Annotated in this window: 12 protein-coding genes; all 12 read left to right on the top strand. The window is 47.3% G+C overall.

The window, feature by feature from the left end:
• The first annotated feature begins 159 nt into the window (after positions 1 to 159).
• The 12 genes from dprA to fliI all read left to right on the top strand — a co-directional run bounded on the left by dprA (position 160) and on the right by fliI (position 13,345).
• The gene (gene dprA, locus RQP50_RS10960; RefSeq protein WP_315745486.1) at positions 160 to 1,275 is read left to right on the top strand and encodes a DNA-processing protein DprA; all 1,116 of its coding nucleotides are present in this window, start codon (positions 160 to 162) and stop codon (positions 1,273 to 1,275) included.
• 32 nt (positions 1,276 to 1,307) lie between these two features.
• Positions 1,308 to 3,401 (top strand): type I DNA topoisomerase, encoded by a 2,094-nt coding sequence (gene topA / locus RQP50_RS10955; RefSeq protein WP_315745484.1) that lies wholly within the window; start codon positions 1,308 to 1,310, stop codon positions 3,399 to 3,401.
• Positions 3,402 to 3,593: 192 nt separating this feature from the next.
• Entirely contained in the window at positions 3,594 to 4,919 is a 1,326-nt protein-coding gene (gene trmFO / locus RQP50_RS10950) for an FADH(2)-oxidizing methylenetetrahydrofolate--tRNA-(uracil(54)-C(5))-methyltransferase TrmFO (protein WP_315745482.1), read from the top strand.
• Positions 4,920 to 5,000: 81 nt separating this feature from the next.
• Complete coding sequence (gene hslV, locus RQP50_RS10945) at positions 5,001 to 5,543, top strand: ATP-dependent protease subunit HslV (RefSeq protein ID WP_021256561.1); 543 nt, start codon at positions 5,001 to 5,003, stop codon at positions 5,541 to 5,543.
• 33 nt (positions 5,544 to 5,576) lie between these two features.
• The gene (gene hslU, locus RQP50_RS10940) at positions 5,577 to 6,980 is read left to right on the top strand and encodes an ATP-dependent protease ATPase subunit HslU (protein WP_315745480.1); all 1,404 of its coding nucleotides are present in this window, start codon (positions 5,577 to 5,579) and stop codon (positions 6,978 to 6,980) included.
• A gap of 332 nt (positions 6,981 to 7,312) precedes the next feature.
• Positions 7,313 to 7,717 carry a flagellar basal body rod protein FlgB gene (gene flgB, locus RQP50_RS10935; protein WP_021256559.1) on the top strand — a complete coding sequence of 135 codons (405 nt, stop codon included), beginning with the start codon at positions 7,313 to 7,315 and terminating at the stop codon, positions 7,715 to 7,717.
• A 9-nt stretch (positions 7,718 to 7,726) separates the two neighbouring features.
• Positions 7,727 to 8,179 (top strand): flagellar basal body rod protein FlgC, encoded by a 453-nt coding sequence (gene flgC, locus RQP50_RS10930; protein ID WP_021256558.1) that lies wholly within the window; start codon positions 7,727 to 7,729, stop codon positions 8,177 to 8,179.
• 55 nt (positions 8,180 to 8,234) lie between these two features.
• Positions 8,235 to 8,549 (top strand): flagellar hook-basal body complex protein FliE, encoded by a 315-nt coding sequence (fliE, locus tag RQP50_RS10925; protein ID WP_021256557.1) that lies wholly within the window; start codon positions 8,235 to 8,237, stop codon positions 8,547 to 8,549.
• Positions 8,550 to 8,589: 40 nt separating this feature from the next.
• Complete coding sequence (fliF, locus tag RQP50_RS10920) at positions 8,590 to 10,176, top strand: flagellar basal-body MS-ring/collar protein FliF (RefSeq protein ID WP_021256556.1); 1,587 nt, start codon at positions 8,590 to 8,592, stop codon at positions 10,174 to 10,176.
• Between the two features lie 5 nt (positions 10,177 to 10,181).
• The gene (fliG, locus tag RQP50_RS10915) at positions 10,182 to 11,189 is read left to right on the top strand and encodes a flagellar motor switch protein FliG (protein WP_005550597.1); all 1,008 of its coding nucleotides are present in this window, start codon (positions 10,182 to 10,184) and stop codon (positions 11,187 to 11,189) included.
• Positions 11,182 to 12,027 (top strand): FliH/SctL family protein, encoded by an 846-nt coding sequence (locus tag RQP50_RS10910; protein WP_021256555.1) that lies wholly within the window; start codon positions 11,182 to 11,184, stop codon positions 12,025 to 12,027. The genes fliG and RQP50_RS10910 overlap by 8 nt, the downstream gene beginning before the upstream one ends.
• The gene (fliI, locus tag RQP50_RS10905; protein WP_021256554.1) at positions 12,017 to 13,345 is read left to right on the top strand and encodes a flagellar protein export ATPase FliI; all 1,329 of its coding nucleotides are present in this window, start codon (positions 12,017 to 12,019) and stop codon (positions 13,343 to 13,345) included. The genes RQP50_RS10910 and fliI overlap by 11 nt, the downstream gene beginning before the upstream one ends.
• Position 13,346 lies beyond the last annotated feature (1 nt).

The raw sequence follows: 13,346 nt of genomic DNA, 5'->3' as shown, positions 1-13,346 counted from the left end.
TGCACGGAAACGTGTATAAAGGTTGCTTTTTTTTATTTTGTTAGCAAATTAAAGTTCTATGAATTTCAAAAACAATGGGTTGACACTTGCAATCTGTTAATATCTCAAGCAAAATAAGGGAAGCGGATTCGCGCTTCTCTAATGAAGGGAAAGAATGCGATGAGCAGATGGACTGAACGTCAGGTTTTATTTGCACTACATGAAGCAGAAGGAATTGGATGGCACACTATTCGTGATTTAATGGATAGAATAGGGCTATTGGGGCTGCCATGCTGGTTGGATCGACCTTCCTCACAGTGGCAGGATTCTGGATTGAAGCCGAATGTGGCTGCCAAGCTAGCTGCACAGTTTCGTTCCGACCGTCTCGAGCAGCGACTTGAGTTCACGAAGCGCAGCGGCATTGAATGGATAACGGCGCTTGATGAACATTACCCATTATTATTGAAGGAAATCCCTCAATATCCTTGGGTGTTATATGGTAGAGGAGATTGGAAATGCCTCGGGGAAGCTTCCGTTAGTATCGTAGGTACACGAACGCCTACGTCATATGGCAAGAAGGTCGCAGCTACACTAGGGGAGCAGCTAGGACATATAGGGCTGCATGTGGTTAGCGGGCTAGCGAGAGGGATAGATGCATTCAGTCATGAAGGCGCTCTCAAGTATGGCAGAACGGTTGCAGTCATGGGGACGTCATTTGACCGAGTGTATCCACCCGAGAATCGAAGCTTGGCAGGAAGAATTGAAGAGAACGGAATTGTCATTACCGAGTATCCGCTCGGCATGAAGACGCACCCGGGAATGTTCCCACTTCGGAATCGAATTATTGCGGGGTTGTCCCTGGGAACAGTTGTTGTAGAGGCCAATTTGCGCAGTGGCGCCTTAATTACGGCGGACATGGCGTTAGAGTCGAATCGCGAAGTATTTGCCGTTCCTGGTCCGATTACATCTCCGAAGTCGGCAGGGACGTTGAAATTGCTGTACGAAGGCTCGGCTAAATTAGTTCGTTCGGCTAGTGATATTGTGGAAGAATTCAAAGGTTGGTTGACAACAATCCCTTCGCCGTACAATAATGAAACGGTCGACGCTATTGGGGAACAACCCCTAACTGATGAAGAGAAGCGCATTTATAAGCTCATTTGTGATCAAGACAGTACAATCGATGACTTAATGCAGCACAGCAGTTCGACATTTGCGCAACTCCATGAAGTTTTGTTATCCTTACAATTAAAAAAACGAATCCGAGAAGGCCCGGGGGCCGTATATAGCTCGGAATGATAGTGCAGTATGCTGGAGAGGAGGATGCGCCTGTGGCGGATTCACTAGTAATTGTCGAGTCACCTGCGAAGGCCAAGACAATTGGAAAGTATTTAGGAAGCAAGTATATAGTGAAAGCATCAATGGGGCATGTTCGCGATTTGCCGAAGAGTCAAATTGGCGTTGAGATCGAGGACAATTTTGCACCCAAGTATATAACGATTCGCGGTAAAGGCAGCGTCCTGAAAGAATTGAAGGATGCTCGGAAAAAAGTAAAGAAAGTGTATCTCGCTGCTGACCCCGATCGTGAAGGAGAAGCGATTGCTTGGCATTTAGCACACGCTCTCGAATTGGATCAGTCAGAAGCTTGCCGAGTCGTATTTAATGAAATTACGAAGCAAGCGGTGAAGGATGCGTTCAAAACCCCGCGTCAAATCAATATGGACCTCGTTCATGCACAGCAAGCGAGACGTATCCTTGACCGTTTGGTCGGTTATAAGATAAGTCCGCTTTTGTGGAAGAAGGTGAAGAAAGGATTGTCGGCCGGACGCGTGCAGTCCGTGTCCGTCAAACTGATCATCGACCGGGAAAATGAAATTAGCTCGTTCATTCCGGAAGAGTATTGGACGATTACAGCACGCTTGAACATGGGCAAGTCTTCATTCGATGCGAAGTTCTACAGTATCAATGGGGAGAAGAGAGAGCTTACGAGCGAAGCTGAAGTAAATGAAATTCTTCATGCGATTAAGGGCAATTCATTTGTCGTCAGCGAAGTGAAAGAGAGAGAGCGTCTACGTCATCCTTCGCCTCCGTTTACGACAAGCTCCTTGCAGCAGGAGGCTGCCCGCAAATTGAATTTCCGTGCGGCGAAGACGATGTCTGTTGCACAGCAATTATATGAAGGGGTCGACCTTGGCAAAGAGGGAACGGTAGGTCTCATTACGTATATGCGTACGGACTCTACGCGTATTTCCCAGACAGCACAGGAAGAAGCGGGAGAGTTCATTAAGGGTCATTACGGCGACGAGTATATGCCTGAGACTCCGCGTCAATATGTGAAGAAAAATGCGAATGCGCAGGATGCGCATGAAGCGATCAGACCTACATCCATAATGCGAACTCCTGACGAGATGAAGTCCTTCTTGAGCCGGGATCAGTTCCGCCTATACAAGCTGGTATGGGAACGGTTCGTGGCAAGCCAGATGACATCTGCCATTATGGATACGATGACCGTAGATATTAAGGTTGGAGAAACGATGTTCCGTGCGAACGGATCCAAAATCCGCTTCCCTGGCTTTATGAAGGTGTATGTGGAGGGCAACGACGATGGCACGGTTGAGGATGACAAGTTTCTGCCACCGCTCACTGTTGGAGACAGCATGCAGACCGAACAGATTGAGCCGAAGCAGCATTTTACACAGCCGCCACCGCGTTATACAGAAGCTCGACTGGTCAAGACGCTAGAGGAGCTTGGAATCGGACGGCCGAGTACATACGCGCCAACACTGGAAACAATTCAGAAGCGCGGATATGTAGCGATTGAAGAGAAGAAGTTTGTCCCAACAGAATTGGGCGAGCTGATCATTCAACTCATGGAAGAGTTCTTCCCAGAAATTTTGGATGTCGAATTTACCGCTCACATGGAAGAGGATTTAGACCATGTCGGTGAAGGACAGCAGGATTGGGTCAAGGTACTTGCAGATTTCTATGAATCCTTCGAGAAACGACTGCTTGTAGCGGAAGAGGAAATGAAGGAAATCGAAATCGAGGATGAAGTGTCCGATGAGATTTGTGAGAAATGCGGACGTCATTTTGTATACAAGATGGGTCGGTTCGGTAAATTCCTGGCATGCTCAGGCTTCCCGGATTGCCGCAATACACGCCCGATTGTAAAAGATACCGGTGTTACTTGTCCGAAGTGCCACGAAGGCAAGCTCGTTGAGCGCCGCAGTAAGAAGGGACGTGTCTTCTATGGATGCGACCGCTACCCAGAATGCGATAATGTGATGTGGGATCGCCCTTCTGCTAAGCCTTGTCCTTCGTGCGGAAGCTTGATGATTGAGAAACGGAGCAAGCAAGGAACGAAGCTAATCTGCACAAGCTGTGATCATAATGAGCAGGTGCAAGAAGATTCAGATGATGAATAAGGAGCTGCTGGCATACACATAAATGAACGAGACCATGCTGTGGGATGTCAGGCTTCGCTGCTGTAATTCTCGTGCTATCTTCACAAGTTTACAGTCTGAATTACGATAATAAAGGTTAGCTCTGCATCGCGGCTGCTTATTCAAGGAGCCGCGATCAGTGCTTTTGCATACAACTGAGGGGGATATCAACAAATGAATCAGCCTAGAGTAACCGTCATTGGTGCAGGATTGGCGGGGAGTGAGGCGGCATGGCAAATTGCACAGCAAGGCGTGCCTGTCACACTATATGAAATGAGACCTGTCAAACAGACTCCAGCTCACCATAGCGGACGGTTTGCTGAACTGGTGTGCAGCAACTCGCTGCGAGCAAATGGATTGAGCAATGCAGTAGGTGTACTGAAGGAAGAAATGCGCTACATGAACTCATTGATCATGAGCGCAGCTGATAAACATGCTGTACCAGCAGGTGGAGCATTGGCGGTTGACCGTGAAGGATTCTCGGATGAGATTACGAACACGCTGAAGGAGCATCCGCTAGTTGAGGTGCGCAACGAGGAAGTTGTGGATATTCCTGAAGATGGTATTACCGTCATTGCGACAGGTCCTTTGACATCCGAATCGTTATCCGCACGTATTAAAGAATTGATGGGTGAGGAGTACTTCTACTTCTACGATGCGGCGGCGCCTATCATTGATAAAGATACAATTGATATGAACAAGGTATATTTGGCTTCTCGTTATGATAAGGGTGAAGCTGCATATTTGAATTGCCCAATGAATGAAGAAGAGTTCAATGCGTTCTACGAGGCGATTATTACAGCAGAGAAAGCTGAACTGAAAACATTCGAGAAGGAAGTTTACTTCGAGGGCTGCATGCCGATTGAGGTAATGATGAGCCGCGGCAAGCAGACAGCTCTGTTCGGGCCAATGAAGCCAGTAGGTTTGGTTGATCCGAATACAGGCAAGACGCCGTATGCTGTTATTCAGCTTCGTCAGGATAATGCAGCAGGCACACTATACAACATGGTCGGTTTCCAGACTCACTTGAAATGGGGAGAACAGAAGCGGGTGTTCCGCATGATCCCTGGTTTGGAACAAGCCGAATTTGTACGTTATGGCGTTATGCACCGCAATACGTTCGTTAACTCACCGAAGCTGCTTGAGCCAACTTATCAATTCAAGGGCCGACCATCCTTGTTCTTTGCTGGTCAGATGACAGGGGTAGAAGGTTATGTGGAATCTGCAGCATCGGGATTGATTGCAGGACTGAATGCAGCACGGTATGCAGCGGGCAATTCATGTCTTGTATTGCCGCAGCAAACGACATTAGGAAGTATGGCGAATTACATTACAACTGCGGACTTTAAGCATTTTCAACCTATGAATGCGAACTTTGGCTTGTTCCCGCCGCTGGAGACTCGTATTCGCAACAAAAAAGAAAAGAACGAAGCCATCGCAAATCGTGCGCTTGATACGCTGCGTGCATTTCAGGAAGAGCATGGCATCCACATCAAATAATTGGTGAAGCGTAAGGAAGCAGCGGCCGTTTTGTGCATGTCTGGTTCCTTTGCGCGTTCATGAGGCAGGAGGCTTGGTAGAGTGGAATATTCATTTCATGCAACAACGATTTGTGCGGTAAGACATAATGGTGCAGCTGCGATTGCAGGCGACGGTCAGGTGACCTTCGGCAACAACATGGTGATGAAGCAGCACGCACGCAAGGTTCGACGCTTATATCGCGGTCAGGTAGTCGCTGGATTTGCAGGTTCGGTAGCGGATGCGATTACATTGTTCGAGAAGTTCGAAGGCAAGCTGGAGGAGCATCACGGCAATCTGCAGCGCGCAGCAGTCGAACTTGCGAAGGACTGGCGTCAAGATCGTGTGCTTCGCAAATTAGAAGCATTGATGATTGTAATGGATGCGACCCATATGCTGCTTATTTCGGGCGGAGGAGAGATTATTGAGCCTGATGACGATGTCATCGCAATCGGATCTGGTGGATCATTTGCACTCGCTGCTGGACGCGCTTTGAAACGACATTCTCCGAATATGACAGCCAAAGAAATGGCGGAAGCTTCACTTCAGATTGCAAGTGAAATCTGTGTATACACAAATGACAATATTGTGGTTGAACAAATTTAGTAGCCGTATGGCAGCCGGAGCGGAGGGATAGTAATGAATCAGCAAGCGTGGACACCTCGACAAATCGTTACTGAATTGGATAAGTATATTGTTGGTCAGAAGAATGCGAAGCGTGCCGTTGCGATTGCACTGCGCAACCGATATCGCCGTGGACTGCTTGATGAGAGCATCCAAGATGAGATCGTTCCGAAAAATATCTTAATGATCGGGCCTACAGGTGTGGGTAAGACGGAAATTGCCCGTCGCCTGGCGAAGCTTGTTCATGCGCCATTTGTTAAAGTGGAGGCGACGAAATTCACCGAAGTAGGTTATGTCGGTCGAGATGTCGAATCCATGGTTCGAGATCTAGTAGAAACATCGATTCGAATGGTGAAGCTGGAGCGTACAGAGAAGGTGAAGGACAAAGCAGAGGAAATGGCAAACGAGCGTATTGTTGAATTGCTAGTGCCTACACCTCAATCGAATAAGAATGGCCGTAACCCGTTTGAGTTGTTGTTCGGCCAGAACAACAACCAGGAACAGTCATCTCCTGAGAAAGAGCCAGACCCGGGCATCCAAGAGAAGCGCCGCAAAGTACGTTTCGAATTGTTGTCTGGACAGCTCGAGAACGATATGATTGAAATCGACGTGGAAGAGAATACGCCGAGCATGCTTGATTTCCTGTCTGGCCAAGGTAATGAGCAGATGGGCATGAACATGCAGGAGATGTTCGGTAATCTGCTGCCTAAGCGCATGAAGAAGCGCAAGCTGACGATTAAGGAAGCACGCAAAGTTTTAACACAAGAAGAAGCGGGTAAGTTAATTGATATGGACGATGTTACTCAGGAGTCCATTCGACGTGCAGAGCAATCCGGCATCATCTTCATTGATGAGATCGACAAGATTGCTTCCAGCGGGCGGGGAGGTTCTGGCCCGGATGTATCCAGAGAAGGGGTACAGCGAGACATTCTGCCGATCGTAGAAGGCTCAACCATTATGACCAAGTATGGGCCTGTAAAAACAGACTATGTGTTGTTTATTTCAGCAGGTGCCTTCCATATCGCCAAGCCGTCTGATCTTATTCCCGAATTGCAGGGACGATTCCCGATTCGTGTCGAATTGAACAATCTGTCGCTGGATGACTTCGTGTCCATCTTGACGGAGCCGAAAAACGCATTGACGAAGCAATATGTCGAATTATTGAAGACAGAGAACATTGAAATACAATTTTCGGATGAAGCAATCCGGGAAATTGCCAATATTGCTGCAACGGTGAATCAGAACATGGAGAATATCGGGGCAAGACGCCTTCATACGATCATGGAGAAGCTGCTCGAAGACTTGTCTTTCGAGGCGCCAGAGCTGACATTGGAGACATTTCAGATTACACCGGAATATGTACGTGAAAAACTAGCAGATATTTCTCAGAACCGGGACTTGAGCCAATATATTTTGTAGTATAATCCGACAAAGTGTGACAATTGTTATTGAGATATAGACCAGTCAAAATGTTCGACAAACTATTTAGAAAAAGCCCTGACTTTCGGACGAAAGATAGGGCTTTTTTCTTATTGTGTTATAACCCAAAGTTTAAGATGATAGGTATGGCGTTAATTATCTTCTTCTGTCATAAAATTAACAAATTGAATGAATAATCGCGAATCATGCACATGCGTCCTTCGACTTATGCACAAAAACAAATATTTTGTCGAAAAAAAGAAGGAGAAACGTCAAAGTAAATGGTATAGTAATATAGTCAAAATTTTAAACAACGAAAAGGAGGGGTTATTGTGGATCTATTGAATGGCGTTCATATGTCGCGCCTGGAAGGTGCCATTCAAACTTCTGTAGCGAGGCAGAATGCGATTTCAAATAATATTGCGAATGTCGATACGCCATATTTTAAGCGTTCGGAAGTGCAATTTGAATCTCTCCTGAGAGATCAGATGGAGGGCGGGTCTCTGGTAGGTCGCCGAACGAATGAAAAGCACTTTTATATTGGGCCTTCTCAATCAACGCCGTCCATGCAGGTGATTCGCGACCAAGCTACCGTGATGGGCAATAATCGCAACAACGTCGACATGGATCGTGAAATGACGATGCAGGCGGAAAACCAGTTGCGCTACAACACCTTTATACAGCAGCTTAACCATCATATTAATATGATGCGAACATCAATGGATGTTAGGAGGTAATCGATAGTTATGAAGATTAGCAACAGTTTTCAAATTAGCTCGTCCGGTTTAACCGCTCAAAGATTGCGCATGGATGTCATCTCCTCCAATATCGCGAATGCGGAGACGACGCGTGCACAGTATGTGAACGGGAAGTTCGTACCTTACACTCGCAAGGTTGTCGTCATGTCACCGACAGAGCCGACTTTTCAACAATCCTTTGAAGCTGCTATGAAGGGTGAGCCGACATCAAGAGGGGTTAAGGTATCCCAAATTAAAGCGGATAATTCGGCCTTCAAGATCGCATACAATCCGACACATCCGGATGCAGATGAGAATGGTTATGTAACGATGCCTAACGTCGACATAGCGAAGGAAATGGTCGATATGATCTCAGCAACTCGATCATATGAGGCGAATGTGACAGCACTAAATGCTTCCAAATCGATGGTTATGAAGGCGCTCGAGATCGGCAAGGGATAATTTCGCTATTTTTCGACAAAAATCTGCCGAACCATTCGGATAAGGAGGGAAAAGAGTGATTCAGAATACAATGCTCCCAATACATATGGCTCAGCCGGCCACGTCTTCTACGGCCGCAGCAGGGCTGAAGCAGAATTCACCAGCAGAAGTGACAAAGTCTTTCGGCACTTTCTTTGCAGATGCACTCCAGCAACTTGAAGGACAAGAGCAGCAAGTCCAGACGATGAATGACAAGTTTATACTGGGTGAAGTTGATGTCGATCAACTCATGATCGCCTCAGAGCGTGCGCTACTCGGCATGCAGCTGACTACTCAAGTGCGCAATAAGGTCGTTGAAGCGTATCAGGATATTATGCGCATGCAGTTATAACAGCGTGATGTCTTACATAGTTTGGGTGGGGTGACGTGAAGTGAATGAAAAAGTGACCCAATATCGTGATAAAGCGTCTCGATATTGGAATCAATTCAGCAAGAAACAAAAGGCATTGCTGTTGTCGACAATTGGCCTTGTACTCGTAGCTGCAGTTATCATGACGTATTTATTTTCGAAAACCGAGTATGAACTCGCATTTCGCGATTTGAACGCAAATGATGCGGCTGGCATCATTGAGTATCTAAATTCAAACAACATTCCGTATCAATTAAGTTCCAATGGAAGCCAAATATCTGTCCCAAGCACCTCAGCTGCAAAAGTTAAGGTGGATGTTGGTGCGCAAGGGATTGTGAAGAATGGCTCGATCGGCTTCGAATCATTCGGCGCTGACGGGCTAATGAGCGGAATGACCGACAATGTATTTGACGTGCGTTATAAGAACGCATTGAACGGAGAAGTCGAACGGTTACTGCGTCAAATGCAAGGCGTTCAGGATGCAAAAGTAATCGTCAATTTGCCTAAAGAGACGGTATTTGCTACACCGGATCAAGAACAAGCATCGGCATCCATCGTGCTTAGCTTTAAAGGCGGCTATCAGCCGAACCAAGCAGAAGTTGATGGATATTTCAATTTGGTGAAGACAGCTGTGCCGCATTTGCCGATTGAAAATATTACGATTTCTAGCAATGAAAGTATGTTCTTCGCTTCGGGTTCAGTCGGCGGTAATGGCAAAAACGCGCTCGGTGAAGTCGATGAGCAACTCAAAATTCAGCGTAAGTATGAAAACGATATTCGCATGACCGTTCAGCAGTTCCTTAATGGCCAATTTCCGGCTGACAAGGTTCATATCCTTGTCTCTGCCAAATTGAATTTCGACAAAATCCACAAGAAAGAAGATCTTGTCGAGCCTGTAAATAAGGAAGAGATGAAAGGAATTGAAATTAGCGTACAGGAAATGCAGGAATCCCATACAGGTAAAGGTTCACCTGAAAGTGGTGTTGCTGGCGTTGGCGATGGAGAAGTAACGAATTATCCTTCTGCATCTAACGGCGGAGAGACGAACTCCGAGAAATCCCAACGAACGACCAATTACGATGTGAATCGGATATCGAACACGATTGAAGCAAGTCCATATGCTGTTAAAGATTTAACCATTCATGCAGCAATCGACTCAGATCAAATGCAACAAGATCGAGTGCAGCAAGTCGAAAAGGTGCTGCGCAGTATTGTTGCCACTCAATTAAGAGATTCAGGTGTTACATATACAGACGTTGATCTGACGCAAAAAGTTTCTGTTATGACTCAAAATGGTTCTAAAGATGGAGTCGTGTCGGACAATCAGTCGATTCCGAACTGGGTATGGTATGGCGCGGGTGCGCTTGGATTACTAGCTGTGGCAGGAGGAATTACCTACGCGGTCGTCCGCAAACGCAGACAAGAAGAGGAAGAAGAATATTACGAGACCGAAATGTCTGGTCCGTCTCAACTCGAACTTCCTTCTATTGACTTAGAGAATTTGACTGGCGAGCATCAGGTACGTAAACAGCTGGAATCGCTAGCGAAGAAGAAACCGGATGAATTTGTTAAATTGCTGCGCACATGGCTAGTAGAGGAATCGAGGTGAGCGGAATGGTCAAAGGCGGATTAACAGGCAGACAGAAGGCGGCGATTTTGCTCATAACGCTCGGGCCGGAAGTGTCAGCTCAAATATTCAAGCATCTTAGGGATGAAGAAATTGAGCAGCTTACGCTCGAAATTGCAAATGTCCGCAAAGTAGATGCAGCGGAAAAAGAAGCGGTAATGAGCGAATTTCACCAAATTTGCCTAGCACAGGAATATATATCGCAAGGCGGTATTACATACGCAAAAGAAATTTTGGAGAAGGCACTAGGACAGCAGAAGGCGCTGGATATTATTAATCGCCTGACAGCAACGCTGCAGGTGAGACCGTTTGACTTCGCACGCAAGGCAGACGCACAGCAGATCTTCAACTTTATACAGAACGAGAATGTTCAAACGATTGCGCTGGTTCTCTCTTACTTGCAGACCGAACAAGCTTCGGTCATCCTATCCTCGCTTCCTCCTGAGAAGCAGGCAGAGGTGGCGAGAAGAGTTGCGTTGATGGACAGCACTTCGCCGGAAGTTATTAGTCAGGTGGAGCAGGTGCTTGAACAGAAGCTTTCGTCGACGGTTACCCAAGATTACACAAGCGCAGGCGGCATCGAATCGATCGTCAATATCTTGAATGGTGTCGATCGAGGAACAGAGCGGACGATTCTGGACTCTCTCGAAATTCAGGATCCGGAATTGGCCGAAGAAATCAAAAAGAGAATGTTCGTATTCGAGGATATCGTCAATATCGACAACCGTTCGATTCAACGCATTATCCGCGACATCGACAACAGCGATTTGCAGCTTGCACTCAAAGTTGCAAGCGAAGAGGTACGCGAGTCGATATTCCGGAATATGTCCAAGCGTATGGCGGATACATTCAAGGAAGAAATGGAATTTATGGGGCCTGTACGGCTTCGTGATGTGGAAGAAGCACAGACTCGAATCGTGTCGACTATCCGTCGCTTAGAAGAAGCGGGTGAAGTGATCATCGCTCGCGGCGGAGGAGATGATATCGTTGTCTAATGTCATCAAATCAACCGAGTATGTTCCTGTCGAGCAGCTGAGAATGCTGGAGGCGGTGCGCCGCCATCTCAGACAGGACGCGGCACCGGTAGAAGATCAAGCTGAGCCGTTGACTGCGGAACATGTCTTGAATAAGGATGAGCAGCTTGCAAGCTTGCGGCAGTCCATTCTCGATGATGCAGAATCGTTCGCTGAAGAGCATGTACGCAATGCAGCAGACGAGGCTGAGACGATGTTAAGCGAAACTCGTGAACAGATCGATGCCTGGTGGACAGAGCGAAGAGAACAAGATGAGCAGCTTGTCGAGTCACTGAAGCAGCAAGGATATGACGAAGGCTATCAGCAAGGGATGGCACAAGCGGAGCAGGAAATACAGCAGGCATATGAGCGCAAGATTGCTGAAGCTCAAGCCGTTTTGCAGCAAGCGTATCAGGCTAAAGAGCAAATCCTCCAGGAGGCGGAGCCTTTCGTCGTTACGCTTAGCTGTGCCGTTGCTGAGAAGGTAATTCAGCAGCAGCTCACGGTTGACCCGGACATTATACTTGAAATCGCACGAAGAACACTTGCCCGCAAGCGTGAGAGCGGCACAATTACACTGTGTGTGTCGCCTGAGCAGTTCTCCTTCGTCCATGCAGCACGTGAGGAGCTTGGATTTGCAATAGACTCTCAAGCAGAACTTGAGATTATTCCAGATACAAGCGTGAACGATGGAGGTTGTGTTGTACGGTCATCCCTTGGAAGCATCGACGCCCGCATAGACACACAGTTGTCTGAAATCAAGAAGGCACTTCTGCAGGTGGCGATTCAGCAAGAGGAGCGTATAGACGATGGCGCTTAATTACAAATGGAATGCGAATAAATATATGGATCATTTACGGCAAATAGATCCAGTTCGTGTTAATGGTAAGGTAACGCAAGTAATCGGGCTGATGGTTGAATCTGAGGGGCCGGATGCAAGTGTTGGGGAAGTATGTTATATCTACCCGACGAAGGGCTGCGAGCCGTTGATGGCGGAAGTGGTAGGCTTCCGTGACAATAAGGTGCTTCTTATGCCGCTTGGCGAGCTGCAATCCATTGGCCCTGGCTGTGATGTTGTAGGCACAGGAAAGCCATTGAGTGTATCGGTTGGCTCAGAACTGCTTGGCAAGGTGTTAGACGGGCTAGGAAGACCGCTCGACGGATCTTTCTTGCCGACACGAATGTCGCAGTATTCGACAAATAATATTCCGTCCAACCCGCTTAAGCGTCAGCGTGTAAGCGAACCGATTGGAGTAGGAGTAAGGGCAATTGATGGTTTGCTAACGATTGGGAACGGGCAGCGGGTTGGTATTTTTGCCGGATCTGGTGTCGGGAAGAGTACACTTCTTGGCATGATTGCACGCAATACAGATGCGGATGTAAACGTCATCGCCCTGATTGGGGAACGCGGACGCGAGGTGCTCGAATTTATCGAACGGGATTTAGGGCCTGAAGGGCTTGCTCGTTCGGTTGTTATTGTTGCAACCTCGGATCAGCCTGCGCTCGTTCGGATTAAGGGCGCGCTTATTGCGACAACGATAGCAGAGTATTTCCGAGATCGTGGGATGAATGTGATGCTGATGATGGATTCAGTAACTCGTTATGCAATGGCAATGCGTGAGGTTGGACTTGCCGTTGGGGAGCCTCCGGCGACACGCGGTTATACACCGTCCGTGTTTGCAAGCTTACCGAAGCTGCTGGAGCGTTCAGGAACGGGAACAAGCGGTTCAATTACTGCGTTCTATACGGTTTTAGTAGATGGTGACGATATGAACGAACCAATTGCCGATGCGGTTCGGGGGATACTGGATGGACACATTGTATTGAATCGGAACATCGCCAATAAGGGACATTTTCCTGCAATTGATATATTGGCCAGCGTCAGTCGGGTTATGAAGGATATTGTGCCGAAGGATCACCAATTGTCAGCAGAGCAGTTGAAGCGGCTGCTGGCAGTCTACCGTGAATCGGAAGATTTGATTAACATCGGCGCTTATCAGCAAGGCAGCAATCCTGCTATCGATGAAGCGATTGCCTATATCGAGCAGATCGAAACCTTTACAAAGCAGCGTATTGAAGAGGAAGCTTCCTATGAGGATACGGTGGAACAATTAATGATGCAATTTCCAGGGAGTTGAA

This window comes from Paenibacillus suaedae (assembly GCF_032337355.1).
GTDB classification, from domain to species: domain Bacteria; phylum Bacillota; class Bacilli; order Paenibacillales; family Paenibacillaceae; genus Paenibacillus_B; species Paenibacillus_B suaedae.
The sequence above is the reverse complement of the archived record's forward strand: the minus strand, read 5'-3'. Positions and strand labels throughout refer to the sequence as shown.